Annotated in this window: 13 protein-coding genes; 4 read left to right on the top strand and 9 right to left on the bottom strand. The window is 62.5% G+C overall.

Annotated features, from left to right (window positions below; all coding sequences use genetic code 11):
• The first annotated feature begins 23 nt into the window (after positions 1-23).
• Together QEH68_RS10550 and QEH68_RS10545 are read left to right on the top strand one after the other, a co-directional pair.
• Positions 24-536: a GNAT family N-acetyltransferase gene (locus tag QEH68_RS10550; protein ID WP_207593500.1), complete on the top strand. Its 513-nt coding sequence runs from the start codon at positions 24-26 to the stop codon at positions 534-536.
• The gene (locus tag QEH68_RS10545; protein ID WP_280627920.1) at positions 529-1,887 is read left to right on the top strand and encodes an alpha/beta fold hydrolase; all 1,359 of its coding nucleotides are present in this window, start codon (positions 529-531) and stop codon (positions 1,885-1,887) included. Before QEH68_RS10550 ends, QEH68_RS10545 begins: the two co-directional genes overlap by 8 nt.
• Here QEH68_RS10545 and QEH68_RS10540 read toward each other — a convergent pair.
• From QEH68_RS10540 to coaE, 4 genes are all read right to left on the bottom strand, one after another.
• Complete coding sequence (locus QEH68_RS10540) at positions 1,884-3,230, bottom strand: MFS transporter (protein WP_280627919.1); 1,347 nt, start codon at positions 3,228-3,230, stop codon at positions 1,884-1,886. The two genes, QEH68_RS10545 and QEH68_RS10540, sit on opposite strands and share 4 nt — an antisense overlap.
• Positions 3,231-3,259: 29 nt before the next feature.
• Positions 3,260-4,285, bottom strand: a complete 1,026-nt coding sequence (locus QEH68_RS10535; protein ID WP_280627918.1) for a TerC family protein — start codon at positions 4,283-4,285, stop codon at positions 3,260-3,262.
• Positions 4,286-4,453: 168 nt separating this feature from the next.
• Positions 4,454-6,553 (bottom strand): excinuclease ABC subunit UvrB, encoded by a 2,100-nt coding sequence (gene uvrB / locus QEH68_RS10530; protein ID WP_011774759.1) that lies wholly within the window; start codon positions 6,551-6,553, stop codon positions 4,454-4,456.
• Between the two features lie 29 nt (positions 6,554-6,582).
• The gene (gene coaE / locus QEH68_RS10525) at positions 6,583-7,821 is read right to left on the bottom strand and encodes a dephospho-CoA kinase (protein WP_280627917.1); all 1,239 of its coding nucleotides are present in this window, start codon (positions 7,819-7,821) and stop codon (positions 6,583-6,585) included.
• A gap of 22 nt (positions 7,822-7,843) precedes the next feature.
• Here coaE and QEH68_RS10520 point away from each other — a divergent pair, with 22 nt between their 5' ends.
• On the top strand, positions 7,844-8,533 hold the full coding sequence (locus QEH68_RS10520; protein WP_207593495.1) for a YigZ family protein: 690 nt from the start codon (positions 7,844-7,846) through the stop codon (positions 8,531-8,533).
• 98 nt (positions 8,534-8,631) lie between these two features.
• Here QEH68_RS10520 and rpsA read toward each other — a convergent pair whose 3' ends face one another.
• The 4 genes from rpsA to polA form a co-directional block, all read right to left on the bottom strand.
• A complete protein-coding gene (gene rpsA / locus QEH68_RS10515; protein ID WP_026540604.1) occupies positions 8,632-10,113 on the bottom strand; it encodes a 30S ribosomal protein S1 in 1,482 nt (493 codons plus the stop codon).
• Between the two features lie 184 nt (positions 10,114-10,297).
• Complete coding sequence (locus QEH68_RS10510; protein WP_280627916.1) at positions 10,298-11,230, bottom strand: polysaccharide deacetylase family protein; 933 nt, start codon at positions 11,228-11,230, stop codon at positions 10,298-10,300.
• A 50-nt stretch (positions 11,231-11,280) separates the two neighbouring features.
• Positions 11,281-12,597: a GNAT family N-acetyltransferase gene (locus QEH68_RS10505; RefSeq protein WP_280627915.1), complete on the bottom strand. Its 1,317-nt coding sequence runs from the start codon at positions 12,595-12,597 to the stop codon at positions 11,281-11,283.
• An 85-nt stretch (positions 12,598-12,682) separates the two neighbouring features.
• Entirely contained in the window at positions 12,683-15,325 is a 2,643-nt protein-coding gene (polA, locus tag QEH68_RS10500) for a DNA polymerase I (protein WP_280627999.1), read from the bottom strand.
• 160 nt (positions 15,326-15,485) lie between these two features.
• On the opposite strand from polA, the gene QEH68_RS10495 reads away from it, so the two are divergent.
• Positions 15,486-15,950 (top strand): hotdog fold thioesterase, encoded by a 465-nt coding sequence (locus QEH68_RS10495; protein ID WP_280627914.1) that lies wholly within the window; start codon positions 15,486-15,488, stop codon positions 15,948-15,950.
• A gap of 4 nt (positions 15,951-15,954) precedes the next feature.
• Here the strand turns inward: QEH68_RS10495 and QEH68_RS10490 are convergent, their stop codons facing one another.
• Positions 15,955-16,506, bottom strand: coding sequence for a dihydrofolate reductase family protein (locus QEH68_RS10490; RefSeq protein WP_207593490.1), 552 nt, complete (start codon positions 16,504-16,506; stop codon positions 15,955-15,957).
• Positions 16,507-16,510 lie beyond the last annotated feature (4 nt).

The raw sequence follows: 16,510 nt of genomic DNA, 5'->3' as shown, positions 1-16,510 counted from the left end.
GCTCCCCTAGTAAGCTCGGAGCCATGAGTGTAATCCGCCCAGCCACTGTAGACGACGTCCCTGCCATCCTCCGTATGATCCATGATCTTGCGATCTACGAGAAGGAACCGGACGCAGTCAAAAATACACCGGCCATGCTTACCGAAGTACTTTTCGGCGAGAACCCCCGTGTCTACGCCACCATGGCCGAAAACAGTGCCGGCGCAGTTCAAGGGTTTGCCCTCTGGTTCCTGAACTACTCCACGTGGGAGGGCGTCCACGGCATCTACCTGGAAGACCTCTACGTGATCCCCGAAGCACGTGGCGAGGGCCATGGCAAGGCGCTGTTGCAGCATCTGGCGGCCACCGCCGTCGAACGTGGTTACGCCCGTGTTGAGTGGAGCGTCCTTGACTGGAACGAACCCTCCATCACGTTCTACAAGAACCTGGGCGCTTTCCCCATGGAAGAGTGGTCCACGTTCCGCCTGACCGGCGAGGCCCTTGAGGCCTTCGGCACGAACGCGGGCCAGGCGAACGAGGCTCTCGCCCGTGGCTGACCAGTCCCCCGGACAGACCGCCGGCCGCAGCACTGCCGGCGTGCACAGTGTCCACGCACGCCACGAGTTCCGCGGGCTGCGAACGGCGGAGCACTATTTCACCGTTCCCTTGGTGCACGTACCGGATGAATCAGCCACCGCCGGCGAGACCATCACGGTCTTTGCCAGGGAATACTCCTCCACCGACCACACGGCCGAGGAAGCCGCCAGGCTGCCTTGGTTGTTGTTCCTGCAGGGCGGCCCGGGCGGCCGCGGCAACCGGGTCACATCATTGTCGGGTTGGATGAAGGCGGCCGCGAAGGAATTCCGCATCCTGATGCTCGACCAACGCGGCACAGGCTTGTCCACACCCGTTGAACAACAGTCACTCGAACTCCGGGGCGACCCTTCAGCACAAGCCGAATACCTGACCCACTTCCGTGCCGACTCGATCGTGGCTGACGCTGAGTACATCCGCCGTGTGCTCGGTTCCGGTCCATGGTCTGTCCTCGGCCAGAGTTTCGGCGGCTTCTGCGCGTTGACGTACCTCTCCTTCGCGCCGGAGGGCCTCCGCGAGGTCCTTATCACTGGTGGGCTGGCGCCGCTCCACGGTCCGGCGGACCGCGTGTACCAGGCCACGTTCCACCGTGTCGCTTTGCGGAACGCGGAATACTTCTCCTGGTACCCGGAAGACCGGGACATCGTCACCCGGATCGCCCGCCACCTGGACCAGCATGCTGAGTTCCTCGCCAGCGGCGAAAGGCTCACGACCGAGCGTTTCCAGATGGTCGGGTCCTTCCTCGGGGGCAACACCCGGGTGGATGCGCTGCACTACCTCCTGGAGGATGCATTTATTGACACGCCCTCCGGTCCACGCTTGTCCGAGGCGTTCCTTGAACAAGTGCGGAGCCTCGTGAGTCGCGCGGCCAACCCTCTGTACGCCGTCGTCCATGAGTCGATTTACGGACAGGGTGAGGCAACCAACTGGGCCGCGTGGCGGGTGCTGGAGGACCATCCGGAATTCAAACCCGACGCGAACGAGCCACTGCTCACCGGTGAGATGGTCTACCCCTGGTATTTCGAACAGGATCCGGCCTTGGTTCCCCTGCGGGACGTGGCTGGGCATTTGGCGGCCAAGAAGGACTGGAAGCCCCTGTACAGCCCCGAACGGCTGGCGGTAAACACTGTCCCCGTAGCGGCTGCCGTCTATAAGGACGATATCTATGTGGACCATGACCTGTCCCTGGAAACTGCGGCTGCAGTGCGGGGCCTTCAACCATGGGTCACCGCGGATTTCCACCACGATGGTATCGGGGAAGACGGCGAGGGAATCTTCGCACGTCTCCTTGGGATGGTTCGGGCGGTCCGTTAGGCCGGCGGCTGGTGCGACGGCGCGTCCTGGGCCCGTGCTGACCGTACGGCCATGACGAGCGTCAAAACCAGCACTACGGCAGCCAGGGCGCCCGAGGCGATGTTCAAGCCTTGGTATCCGATCCACGCGAGCAGCAGACCGGAGGTGGCGCCGCCAATGGCGCCGGCGCCACCCATGAGGGTGTCAGAGACGCCCTGAACGGTAACGCGCGCATCGGGGGCAACGCTTTCAGCCAGCAACGTTGACCCGGAGATGGTTGCGGCGGACCAGCCCAGGCCCAGGAGGATCAGGCCAGCGGTGACGAGACCAGGCTCGTGCTGGCCAAAACCGGCAATGAACACGGCAACCAGCAGCAGGCCGTGGCCCATGGCGATGGTTTGCAGGCGCCCTGCCTTGTCAGTGAGCCACCCCCAGAGAGGCGACAAAGCAAACATTCCGGCAATGTGCAGCGAAATCGTGAGGCCGATGATCACCAAGGCATCCTCGCTGTCCGTGGTTCCGCCATGGTGTCCTGCATGGAAACCGCCGACGAGTTGCTGCAGGTGCAGGGGCGTCATGGACATGACGGCCACCATGACGCCGTGCGCGGCCACAACGGCGGCCAGCGCCAGCATCGCCGACGGTGATGAGCGCACGGCGCGCAATCCTGAACGGATGGTACCCCTGACGGGCAGCGCGCCCTCGCCTGCGTCGCCGTTTGCCTGGGATGCCAGCCGCCTGGACAGCACCAGGGGGTCCGGGCGAAGGCCCGCGAACAACAGGACGGCTGCAAGGAACAGGCCGGCCGCAGAAAATACGAAGGGGCCGGCAATGGGCGGCAACCCGAGTGCCTCCCCAACCACTGCACCCGGCTGGATCAGGTTGGGGCCGGCGACAGCACCAATGGTGATGGCCCAGACCACGGTGGACAATGACCGTCCGCGGTGCTCCGGGTCAGCGAGGTCGACGGCGGCGAACCTCGCCTGCAGGTTCGCGGCGGTTCCAAGACCCAGTAAAGCTGCGCCCAACAAGAGCAGCACGAAGGACTGGCCCACCACGGACGCAATAACCAGGAGCGCCCCCATCATCGCGGCCACCAGTCCTGTCACCAAACCTGTCCGGCGTCCCCGCGTTTCTGCCAGCCGCGCCAGGGGAAGAGCCGCGATCGCTGCGGCCAGTGTCAGCACTGTGGTGATGGAGCCGGCCCACGCTTCTGACCCTGACAGGTCCACTGCCAGCAACGATCCGATGGAGAGCGTGGCTCCGTTGCCGACGCCGCTGAGAAGTTGTGCGGAACTGAGCAGGAAAACAGTACGGCGCTGAACCCGTTGTGGGTCCAGCGCCGTAGTTGAAGTGGTAGTCACTTCACGAGACTACAACTTTCCAAGGAGAGTTACTCTGCCTCGCTCAAGCTCTTTCGTGCGTCTTCTTCCAACCGGGCATCGATCTTGGCCTGGCGTGCTGCCGGGCTCAGGAGGCTGGCTACAACCGCAACGACGATCGTTCCAACGATGACCGCCAAGGAAACGTAGGTGGGGATCTCCGGTGCCCATTCGATGTGCTGTCCGCCGTTGATGAACGGAAGCTCGTTGACGTGCATGGCGTGCAGGACGAGCTTGACGCCAATGAACGCCAGGATGACGGACAGTGCGTGCTTGAGGTACACCAGGCGGGTCATGAGGCCACCGAGGAGGAAGTACAGCTGGCGCAGGCCCATGAGTGCGAAGATGTTTGCGGTGAACACGATGAACGCGCTCTGCGTCAGGCCGAAGATCGCCGGGATGGAGTCCACTGCGAAGAGGAGGTCTGTCAGGCCGATCGTGATGAAGACGATCAGCATGGGGGTGAAGACCTTCTTGCCGTCCACGGTGGTGCGGATCTTGTTGCCGTCGAACTTTTCGGACATCGGCAGGACCTTGCGAAGGCGGGCAATGAGCGGGTTCTCGGTGTCTTCCTCGTCTTCGCCGGAGTCCTTCGCCTGCTTCCAGGCAGTCCACAGCAGGAAGGCGCCGAAGATGTAGAAGACCCAGCTGAACTGCTCGATGACCACGGCACCCAGCGCGATGAAGATACCGCGGAGGATCAGGGCGATGATGATGCCCACCATCAGCACTTCCTGCTGGTACTTACGGGGCACCGAGAAACGGGCCATGATGATGATGAAAACGAACAGGTTATCGATGCTCAGGCTGTACTCAGTGACCCAGCCGGCGACGAACTGGCCGCCATACTCTGCACCGGCAAAGATGAACATGGCCACGGCAAAGAGCAGTGCCAGTCCTACATAGAAGGCGACCCACAGGCCGGCTTCTTTCATGGAAGGTTCATGGGGACGCTTGACGACCAACAGGAGGTCGATCAGCAGGATGATTCCGAGAACGACAAACGAGCCGATCTCAAACCAGACGGGAAGCTGCATTAAAGGTGCCTTTCGCAGGGTACGGGAAAGCGGTGTAAGTCTCTCCGGCCTGCCAGGGTGCGGTGAATGCAAGAATTGGCGGCCCGCTAGATCCGGCGAGGCATCTGTGCCTTGCGTGCTGACGGACGTAGCGCTTGGGATACTCCCCTACGTGACCTAAACCTTACCTTAGGCGTGCCCGGCGGACTGCATCTGGCGTAATTCGCGCTTCAACTCCTTGACTTCGTCACGGATGCGGGCAGCGACTTCGAACTGCAGCTCAGCAGCCGCCCCGTGCATCTGTTCGGTGAGTTGCTCAATGAGTCCCACCAGGTCCTCGGCGGGAGCGGCGGCAAGGCCATCCTGCCGAACTGTCGCCGCACCCTTGGCTGCCGACTTGCCGCGTTTGCCGCCCTTGGCGAGTCGGTTGTTGTTGAGCAGTTCCTGGGTGTCTGCGTCTTCCTTGGCCAACTGGTCCGTGATATCAGCAATTTTCTTCCGCAACGGCTGCGGATCAATGCCATGGTCCGTGTTGTACTGCACCTGGATGGCACGGCGCCGGTTGGTTTCTTCAATGGCGTGGGCCATGGAGTCGGTAATCCGGTCCGCGTACATGTGGACTTGGCCCGACACGTTACGCGCTGCGCGGCCGATGGTCTGGATGAGCGAGGTGGAAGAACGCAGGAAACCTTCCTTGTCAGCGTCGAGGATGCTCACGAGGGAAACCTCAGGCAGGTCAAGGCCTTCGCGGAGGAGGTTGATGCCTACGAGGACATCGAACACGCCCATTCGCAGCTCACGGAGCAGTTCCACGCGCCGGAGGGTGTCGACGTCGGAGTGCAAGTACTCTACCTTGACGCCGTGGCCCACCAGGTAATCTGTGAGGTCCTCCGCCATGCGCTTGGTCAACGTGGTGACCAGAACGCGTTCATTCTTTTCCGTGCGGGTCCTGATTTCACCGAGCAGGTCGTCGATCTGACCCTTGGTGGGCTTGACCACTACCTCGGGATCGATGAGGCCGGTGGGACGAATGATCTGCTGCACATAACCGTCAGCTTTGCCGAGCTCATACTTACCGGGAGTTGCGGACAGGTACACCGTCTGACCGATGCGTTCCAGGAACTCATCCCACTTCAGTGGCCTGTTGTCCATGGCGGATGGGAGGCGGAAGCCGAAGTCCACGAGGTTCCGCTTGCGTGACATGTCGCCCTCATACATGGCACCAATCTGCGGGATGGTGACATGTGATTCGTCGACGACCAGCAGGAAGTCGTCCGGGAAGTAGTCGATGAGGCAATGCGGGGCGGTCCCGGGATTACGGCCGTCAATGTGCACGGAGTAGTTCTCAATGCCGTTGCAGAAACCCATCTGCTGCATCATCTCGAGATCGTACGTGGTGCGCATCCGGAGGCGCTGCGCCTCCACCAGCTTGTTCTGGCCTTCGAGGACCTTCAAACGGTCAGCGAGTTCATCTTCGATGCGCTTGATGGCACGGGCCATGCGCTCCGGACCGGCAACATAGTGCGATGCCGGGAAAACGTACATCTCCTCTTCGTCGCGGAGAACCTCTCCGGTCAGGGGATGGAGGGTTTGGATGTTCTCGATCTCGTCACCGAAGAACTCGATCCTGATGGCCAGTTCCTCGTACATGGGGATAATCTCCACGGTGTCACCACGGACGCGGAACGTTCCCCGGTGGAAGTCCATGTCGTTGCGGGCGTACTGCATGGAGACGAACTTGCGCAGGAGGTGGTCCCGATTCATTTCCGCCCCCTTGCGGAGCGTCACCATGCCGGCGATGTACTCTTCGGGCGTGCCCAGACCGTAGATGCAGGAAACCGTGGCCACCACGATGACGTCGCGACGGGTCAGCAGGGCATTGGTGGCAGAGTGCCGGAGGCGCTCCACTTCCTCATTAATGGAGGAATCTTTCTCAATGAAGGTATCCGTCTGTGCTACATATGCTTCGGGTTGGTAGTAGTCGTAGTAGGAGACAAAATACTCCACTGCGTTGTTGGGCAGCAGCTCCCTGAACTCATTGGCCAGCTGCGCGGCGAGTGTCTTGTTCTGGACCATCACCAAGGTGGGTCGCTGGACCTGCTCGATGAGCCACGCCGTGGTGGCACTCTTACCCGTACCCGTGGCGCCGAGGAGGACGACGTCTTTTTCACCGTTGTTGATGCGTTCCGTCAGTTCTGCAATGGCTGTCGGCTGGTCACCGGCGGGCTTGAACTCACTGATTACTTCGAAAGGTGCGACGACACGGTTGATTTCCTGGGCAAGGCTCATAAAACCAATCTACCCCTGCCCCAGGACAGCTACTGTCCGCGTTTGCCTTCAGCTGAAGACAAATACGACGGCGGCAGCCAGCCTGTGCGTTTGGCCCACTCATCCATGAGTGGCCAGGCAACGTCGGTAAACCAAGGCTCCTTGGCATCGGCGTAGGCAGCGGTGCCGCTCTCCCCCGCAAACGTGGCCGCCAACGTGCGCTTGTGCGCCTCGTACAGCGCGGTAGCGGAGGGTTCAGAGCGCAACCAGTCACGGAACAGCAGGGCATACCGCCACCCCGGCGACCCGGCCACGCGGACATGCAGATTCACCGGCCGGCCGGGATCGGCGTTGGCGTGGAACCGCTTCTGCCATTCTGCGGGATCGGGCCGGGCGGGTTTTGGTGTGTCCCGGTTGACTCCCGGAATTGCCGGGAACCCTGCTGCAGCGAGTTGATTCGCCATCAGATCGGCGGCCTCGAGATCGGCCACCGCCACCTGAAGGTCGATCACATCCTTGGCCGCCAGTCCCGGCACCGATGTAGAGCCGACGTGGTCCACCGCGAGGATCTGCTGGGGGGCAGCAACGGCAATACGGGCGGCGAGGCGGTCAGCCTGCCTGCTCCAGTCGCTGTTGTATGGCGTCATGACCGGCCCTACGTGCCGTTCAGCCCTTGTTCCCTGGCTGAGATTCCTGGCAAAAGGCAACAGCCTGTCCGTCCATAACGCCTCAACCTTCGCGAGGAGCTCTTCGCGGTCACCGTCGTTGACCAGGACAACATCGGCAGCCGCGTTGCGTTCTTCCCGCGTGGCCTGGGCCGCGATACGGGCTCGGGCATCGTCGGGAGTCATCGCCCGGAAATCCACCATGCGTTGGACGCGCACCGGCTCCGGCGCATCCACCACCACCACCAAGTGGAAGTTGCTGCCCTGCCCGGTTTCGACCAGCAGTGGAATGTCCTGGACAACGATATCGCCGGGGCCGGCTGCTGAAACGATCGCCGCTGCTGCTTCGCGGACCAGCGGGTGAATGATGCCATTGAGCACCTCGCGCTGCGAAGGATCGTGGAACACGATAGCTCCGAGTTTGGGCCGATCAAGCCTTCCATCAGAGTCGAGGATTCCAGGGCCGAATGCTTCCACAACGCGGGCCAGCCCAGGAGTTCCAGGTTCCACCACTTCCCGCGCAAGGAGGTCAGCGTCCACAAGGATTGCACCCAATTCCCGCAATCTGGACGCCACCAGCGATTTCCCCGAGGCGATGCCGCCCGTCAACCCAATCTTCAGCACCCTCCAACACTAGACTGAAGCGGTGGAAAATGAGGATGACAGCCGCGCGACAACGTATACGACCCTCGCGGTTGGTCCGGATTTCCGCCACGAACTGGAGATCCGGCGGTCCCGGTTCATCACAGTCCTTCGGCGCTCACCTGATGAGCAAACCGCGCGCTCACTGGTCAATGATCTTCGGCGTGAATTCCACGACGCCCGACACCACTGCTCAGCCTTCGTCATAGGTCCGGATCGGATGATCCAACGTTCCAGCGACGACGGGGAACCGTCGGGAACTGCGGGTATCCCCATGCTGGAGGCGCTCATCAAACGGGAGACTTCACCAAGGGTGACGGACCTCAGCGACGTCAGTGTCGTCGTCGTGCGCTATTTCGGTGGGATTTTGCTGGGCGCGGGCGGACTGGTCCGCGCGTACTCCGAATCGGTGTCCGCTGGTTTGGACGAGGCTCCATTGGTTCTCCGGCGAAGATTGCGTCTGTGCGCCATCGACGTCCCCCATGCCGAAGCCGGCCGCTTGGAAAACGAGCTTCGCGGCGCCGGGTACGTCATGGCGGACACCGGATACGAACCCCAGCACACGGTGCTTCACCTCGCCTTGCCCGACGAGGCAACGGCCATCTCCGAGGCACGCGCGCGGTTGGCTTCCCTCACGGCTGGACATCTTGAGCTGCGGCCCCAGGGAACTGAGTGGGTAGACGTCCGCCGCTGAGCAGTTCCCGCATCGCGAAGGCTTAAAGCAGAAGGACCCCTGCCCGGAGGCAGGGGTCCTTCTTTGGCTGTTCAGCACATCCCGTGAGGGAGGCGGAATTAGTTGCCGGTCAGCTTCTCACGCAGTGCGGCGAGTGCTTCGTCGGACGCCAGGGTACCGCCGCCGGTGTTGGACTCAGCAGCAGCCGGCTCCGAGGAGTAGCTCGTGGTGCCGGAATCGCTCTCACCGGAGGTTGCAGCAGCAGCGTCGTCAGCAGCGTGCTGGGCAACCTGCTTCTTGTGGGCTTCCCAACGGGTCTGGGCGTCAGCGTACTGCTGCTCCCAAGCTGCACGCTGGGTCTCGTAGCCTTCGAGCCATTCGTTCGACTCGGGGTCGAAGCCCTCAGGGTACTTGTAGTTGCCCTCTTCGTCGTACTCAGCGGCCATGCCGTACAGAGCGGGATCGAACTCGGTGCTGTCAGCGTCAACGCCCTCGTTAGCCTGCTTGAGGGAGAGGGAGATACGGCGACGCTCGAGGTCGATGTCGATGACCTTGACGAACAGTTCGTCGCCAACGGAGACAACCTGCTCGGCGAGCTCCACGTGGCGGACAGCCAGCTCGGAGATGTGCACGAGGCCTTCGATGCCGTCTTCGACGCGAACGAACGCACCGAACGGAACCAGCTTGGTGACCTTACCCGGAACAACCTGGCCGAGGGCGTGGGTGCGGGCGAAGGTCTGCCACGGATCTTCCTGCGTAGCCTTGAGCGACAGGGAGACACGCTCGCGGTCCAGATCCACTTCGAGGACCTCGACGGTGACTTCCTGGCCAACCTCGACAACCTCGGAGGGGTGGTCGATGTGCTTCCAGGACAGCTCGGAAACGTGAACGAGGCCGTCTACGCCGCCCAGGTCCACGAAGGCACCGAAGTTGACGATGGAGGAAACAACGCCCGGACGAACCTGGCCCTTTTCCAGCTTGTTGAGGAACGTGGAGCGAACCTCGGACTGGGTCTGCTCGAGCCATGCACGGCGGGACAGCACAACGTTGTTGCGGTTCTTGTCCAGCTCGATGATCTTGGCTTCGATCTGCTGACCGATGTACGGAGCGAGGTCGCGGACGCGGCGCATCTCGACGAGGGATGCGGGCAGGAAGCCACGCAGGCCGATGTCCAGGATGAGGCCACCCTTGACAACCTCGATGACGGTACCGGTGACGACACCGTCTTCTTCCTTGACCTTCTCGATGTCGCCCCAGGCGCGCTCGTACTGAGCACGCTTCTTGGAGAGGATCAGACGGCCTTCTTTGTCTTCCTTGGTGAGAACCAAAGCTTCGACCTGATCGCCAACGGCGACAACGTCACCGGGATCAACATCGTGCTTGATGGAAAGCTCGCGGGAAGGGATGACACCTTCGGTCTTGTAACCGATGTCGAGCAGGACTTCGTCGCGGTCGACCTTGACGACGGTACCTTCGACGAGGTCTCCGTCGTTGAAGTACTTGATGGTGGCGTCGACAGCTGCGAGGAAGTCCTCAGCGGTACCGATGTCGTTAATAGCGACTACGGGGGTACCGGGCTTCTCGGTGGAGGTGATGGTCATGTAGTAGGGGCTCCGTTGTGGATAGTGAGTCGGTCAGGCAAACCGCTGCCGTCCGGGTCCGGACGGCAGAACACGGCAAAATACCGGGTCATCCTGATTTGTGGATTAATACAAAATGGATGCATGCACGTAGTACACGCCCGTTTATTCTAGTCGCATTGGCAAAGCAGGGTCAAAAGGAGTGTCACGTGGTCAGCACGTCTCCCAGGCGGGCGAACGTGGCGCCCCGGTCCAGCATCCCCGGCAGAGCCCGGGCATAGCCTTCGGCAGTGCCCGCCGCCGGCCTGTTGAAGTGCGAAATAACGATGTCGCCGGCAGCTGCGCGAGCCACCTCGGCTGCGACGGTGGCCGCCGGATAGGTGGCCCCACCGTCCCCATTGATGGTGAAGTTGACCGGCAGCATCCCAAGCCTGCGCGTCATCTCCACAGCGACATCGTCGTAGAAGGCGGTTCCCGGCCGGAAGAACCTGGGAGCGGAGCCGTCGAGTTCACGCATCAGCGCCTGGTTTCCCATCAACTCGTCGTAGGCAGCCGCGGCATTGGCCGTCCCAGGGATCCCGTAGGCAGACCTCCCGTTGACTGAGAGCGGCTGATGAAGGGTGCCATGGTTGGCAAGTTCGAACAGTGGGTCGGCGGCCAGCTCGGCGGCCAGCGCTGGGTTGGCGTGGAGCCATCGGCTGTTGATGAAGAGCGTCGCCGGGACATTGAGCCGGCGGAGTGTCGTCAGCAGGGCGTGGTCGCAACCAGTGCCCCCAGGGCCGCCGCACGCATCGAATGTCAACGCCACGTGATTCGACGGCGAATTGTTCACCACTCCCGTAATGTGCAGCCCCCACTCGCTGGGCCGCCTGCCAGCGAATTCGGCCAGGATCTGCTGTTTGTCGGGCACTGTGGCGATGGCCGCTGGCGCTAGGGCAGCAGCGGCCTGCTGGCTTGATGTGGCAGCAATCGACGGCGGTGGCGTGGCCGGGCCTGTCGGCGGCGCAATCGATGGTGATGCCGCTCCTGACGGCCCGTCCACCGATGCGCAAGCCGCCAACGCAGCTGATGCGAGGCCCGCCATTCCAAGCAGCACTGATCGCCGGCCGGCCATAGGCCGCCGCGTGGAATCCCCCATGGATGTCCTTAACTAGGTGTGTCTATGTGCTTTTGATGACGTGGTGCAGTTTAGAAGTGCGTCAGGCAATGCGCCGGGCGTTCCACCGCGAACAGTTGCTGGGCCAGGAATGCGGCACCGGCTGATTTTTCACGGACGCGTCCCGCAGCAGCAAGGGTTACCGGAGACACCGCACCAAGATAGATGGACGCGAGGTCGGCCACGTCCATCGTCAGATCCGCTGATTCGCCCGAGGCTTCAGTCACGACCGCCGCAGCCCCACCGTCGGACTCCAGGACCCAGGTGCCGCCAGCCAGCGACAGTGAGTCCGTCACTTCCAGGACCAGGCGTCCTGCGGAGGCGAAGCGGCGTGCCTGCAAGGCGGCCGGGATATCCAGGATCCGGAGCCACAGCATGTCGCGGACCTCGGAGGCCTCGATGCACCGTGGGTCCTCCAAGGCCCATGCCAAGGGATCATCCACAGGGGCTTCAGCCCACGTCACGTCCTCGATGAGGTCAATGCTGCCCAGGAAACGCCACAGATCCAGGTAGGCAGCGTTGGTAGCGGCAACGAGGTCCACAATTTCCATGGTGTATGGCTTGTGGTCCCAACCCTTGAACCGGTAGGAGACGTAGCCGTCCAACGCTCCGGAAAGGTCGTAATGCAGGGCACAGCGGACGCTGGTGTCGGGCTTGCCGTCCTGCCCAAGGGAGCCGGAGGCAGCAAGCCGGTAATACTCCTGCCGGTCCACCGATCCCGGCGACAGCCGCTGGACGCGCTCGAACACCCGGGGCGCCACGTCAAGCAGCACGGTAGGATCCGCGACTTCCACAGTTCCCTCCGGTCGCCCCTTCATCCGGAAGCGGGGTCCGGTGTCGACCTTGATGCTGCGCTCAAAGGTAGCAACGCCGAAACCGAAACGACCATAGATGGATCCTTCGGAAGCCGTCAGTGCCGCCATGGCCAGGCCGTCATCCTTGGCGCCCGCCAGGTCAGCCGTGATCATGCCACGCAGGATTCCTTGGCGGCGGTGTGTTCCGCGGACCGTTACAGCCGTCACCAGGTTGGACTCAAGCTGCCGGCCAAAACCGATATTCAGGTCCTTGCGCATGGTGGCGTAGGTTGCCACCGGGACATTCGCCTCGAGGGAGTGTTCTGGTACGACTCCGTTGACGTAGACGCCTGTCAGCTCACGCCCGTCCGCCTGGTAGGCGGCGAGGGTCTTTGCAAGGTACTCGTCATCACGACGTTGCTGGTGAAATCCGTGCGATACAGCCTGCACCCAGGTGGCACAGCGGCTGTAGGCATCGGAGTCGTCCTTATCGGCCACAGCGGGGAAACGCTGGACGGAATATTTCCGGGAGGTTGGTTCATTGGGATCAGCCACGATCCCGAGCCTAGCCAGACGCCGCAGGGCGCGCCACCATCCCGGCGGCGCGTCCTGCGTTGATACCCGGAATTCCGGGACCGGACTAGTGTCCGGCCTCGTACCAGCTGGAGCCAACGCCGATCTGGACATCGAGGGGAACGGACAGCTCGGCAGCTGATCCCATCTGCTCGATGACCAGTTTCTCCACGACTTCGCGCTCTCCCGGTGCCACTTCCAGTACGAGTTCGTCGTGGACCTGCAGCAGCATCCGTGACTTCAGGCCCTGGCTGGCGAGCTCGGCGGACACGCCAAGCATGGCGCGCTTGATGAGGTCTGCCGCGGAGCCCTGGATGGGCGAGTTGAGGGCGATGCGTTCTGCCGCTTCCCTCGCCTGGCGGTTGGTACTGGTCAGGTCAGGGAGGTAGCGGCGGCGGCCTTCGATGGTGGCCGTGTAGCCGTCAGTCCGTGCTTGGTCGACGACACCACGCAGGTAGTCGCGCACGCCGCCGAAGCGGTCGAAGTAGTCCTTCATGAGAGTCCGTGCCTCGTCCACGGAGATCTCCAACTGCTTGGAGAGTCCGAAGGACGTGAGTCCATACGCGAGGCCATAAGACATCGCCTTCACTTTGGATCGCATGGCGCTGGTGACTTCGGACGGGTCTACATTGAAGATCCGCGAACCCACGAAACGGTGCAGGTCTTCTCCGTCGCGGTACGCCTGGATCAGGGCTTCGTCACCGGAAAGGTGCGCCATGATGCGCATTTCGATCTGCGAGTAGTCTGCCGACAACAGGCACTCGTAGCCTTCGCTGACCACAAAAATTCCGCGGACCCGCCGGCCTTCTTCGCTGCGGACCGGTATGTTCTGCAGGTTGGGATTGTTGGAGGAGATGCGGCCGGTGGCTGCGATGTTCTGGGCGTACGTGGTATGGATACGGCCATCCTCCGCGACCGACTTCTTGAGCGTCTCCACCATCTGGGCCAACTTGGAGGACTCACGGTGGGCCATGAGCTGGACCAGGAACTCGTGGCCGGTCTTTTCCAGCAGGCCCTTCAGGGACGCGGCATCGGTGGTGTAGCCGGACTTGATCTTCTTGGTCTTGGGCAGCCCGAGTTCCTCGAAGAGGACAGTCTGGAGCTGTTTGGGTGATCCGAGGTTGACCTCGTGTCCGATCGCCGCGAACGCCTGCTCCTGGGCGTTCTCGATCACCTTGGTGAGGTCCGCGAGTTGCTCGTCCATGCGGTCCGTGGACACAAAGATTCCTGTGAGTTCCATCTGCGCCAGCACGCGTGCAACGGGAAGTTCCAGCGTGGTCAACAGGGCATCAGCCTTGATGTCCGACAGTTCCGTTTCGAAGTGCTTGCTGAGGGCATGTACGACGGCGGCATGCTGGACGAGCGCTGCGGCGGCGGCTTGGTCTGTTTCACCTGAGAGGTCGAGCTCCAGCTGCCCGGACTGGGCAGCGGCTGCGGTAAGTGAGATCTTCAGATGCACTTGCGCGAGTTCTGCGAGATCGTAGCTGCGGCGGTCCGGCTGGATCAGGTAGCCGGAGATGGAGGTGTCATCCACCACGCCTTCCAGGCCGAGTCCACGGTTATGAAGAGCTTTGAGTGCCGACTTGAACTCGTGCAGCACCTTGGCTTCTTCGGGGTCCTTGAGCCAGCGGGCCAAGACCGACTCAGCTGCGGCGTCCAGCCCCGTCAGTTCGATATAGGCCGCTCCGTTGTTCCTGACAACAGCCAGGGCACCCGCATCATCACCGATGCGTCCGGGGACAAGCTGCACTGCAAGTGCCGAACGCACACCGGATCCGGCGGCGAAGAACGACTCAAGTCCCGCGGCGTCCGTGAGGACCGAATAGTCCGGGGCCTCAATGGTGTCCGGAGCCTCTCCTGCGGTGTCATCACCGTAGAGATCGAACAGCCGCGTACGGAGGGTCCTGAACTCGAGTTCCTCGAAGAGTTCCTCGATCGCCTGGCGATCCGGACGGGGCTCGTGCAAGTCAGCCAAGGTGAGGGGAAGGTCGAGGTCGGTCAGCAACTGGTTCAGCCGGCGGTTCCGCTTGACGTTCTCCAGGTTCTCCTTCAGCGCACCGCCCACCTTGCCGCCGATGGAGTCAAGGTTTTCCAGGATGCCTTCGAGGCCGCCGTACAGGTTGATCCACTTTGCAGCTGTCTTGGGGCCAACGCCCGGGACGCCGGGCAGGTTGTCAGCGGTCTCGCCAACGAGGGCGGCGAGGTCCGAGTACAGGCCGGGCTTGACGAAGTACTTCTCTTCAATCGCCGCAGCGTCCATCCTGGGAATGTTGCTCACGCCCTGCTTGGGGTAGAGCACAAAGACGTTGTCGTTGATCAGCTGGAACGCATCCCTGTCGCCGGAAACGAGAAGGACTTCGAAGCCTGCGGCGTCGCCCTGCGCGGCCAGCGTGGCCAGGACATCGTCTGCCTCGTATCCGGGCATGGCGATCGTTTTGATGCCCCAGGCCTCCATGACCTTGGCGATGAGACCGATCTGGCCCGCGAACTCTGCAGGCGTCGCGTTGCGCCCGCCCTTGTACTCGCTGTACTCGGCCTTGCGGAACGTGGTGTCGTCAGAGACGTCAAAAGCTACGGCGACGTGCGTGGGCTTCTGGTCCTTGATCAGGTTGATCAACATGGAGGTGAAGCCATGGACTGCGTTGGTGTACTGGCCCCTGGCAGTGGAGAAATTCTCGGCCGGAAGCGCATAGAAAGCCCGGAACGCCATGGAGTGGCCGTCAAGGACCAGCAGCCTGGGCCGGCCCTCCCCCGCGGTGCTGGCCGATACTGTGGCAGAGGGGGTGGGGGCTGTCGCAATGGCAGCAGCTTGGGCCGTTGGAACCTGGTCCGGTTTGGTTGTTTCACTCACAGGTGCCAGCCTAGTTGGCATGATGGACAATTTCACGCCGAACCCCTTTGCCGATGAGCTCGCCGAGGCAGGGGTGCCCGAAGAATTCCACGATTGGCTCTCGGCACACGGTGTGGGTGCACTGGTGGTGAAGCTCGGGATCCGGTTCACGGAAATGAGTGCTGAACGAATGGTCGCCACCATGCCGGTGGAAGGAAACACGCAGGTAGCGGGCATCCTTCACGGCGGGGCCCACGTTGTCCTCGCCGAGACCTTGGGATCGTTCGCGGCGTCCCTCCATGCCGGCCGGGGCCGCCATGCGGTAGGCATCGAAGTGGGCGCAACACACCACCGTTCAGTTGCCAGCGGCCTGGTGACGGGCACGTGCACGGCGATTCACCTGGGAGGCACCCTTGCTACCCATGAGATCGTGATGACCGATGACAAGGGCCGGCGGCTTTCGACCGCCCGGATCACCAATATGATCCGGGACAACCGGCACTGACCATCTAATCCGAGCCCTTGGGCAGCCTGTAGTGAAGCTCGGCCGCGGCCCCGCCGATGATCTTGTGCGAGACCAGCTCAAGTGGCGCCGTCGGGCCTTTCAGCGGCAACAGCCGCTTCCCCGCGCCCAGCACCACGGGAACGATCGTGACGATCATCTCGTCCAGCAGCCCGGCATTGGCGAACTGGGCCACGAGGTCGCCTCCGCCCACCAACCAGACGTTCTTGTCTCCAGCGTCTTTGAGCAGGTCCGGGGCGAACTCGCGGACGTCTCCGCGGACGAAGGTGATGTCCGCTCCGGCTGGAGCCGAGTACTCATGGTGGGTGAACACCCAGCAGGGAGTGTCCGGATAGGGCCATTGGCCGGGCTCGTGTTCCATCAGCCAGCGGTAGGTGTCCCCACCCATGACGATGCACCCGACGCCCGCCATGAAGGACTCAATGCCTTGGTTCACACCCTCAACCCGGTCGAACTGCAGGAGCCAGCCGAGGTCGTCGTCCGGGGAGGCTATGAAGCCGTCGATGGTGCAAGCTACGTAGTACTGAAACGTCGACATGGGC

Source organism: Paenarthrobacter sp. OM7, assembly GCF_029873575.1.
Lineage (GTDB): Bacteria > Actinomycetota > Actinomycetes > Actinomycetales > Micrococcaceae > Arthrobacter.
Note: the sequence above shows the minus strand (reverse complement) of the source record. Positions and strands in the feature narration are given on the sequence as shown.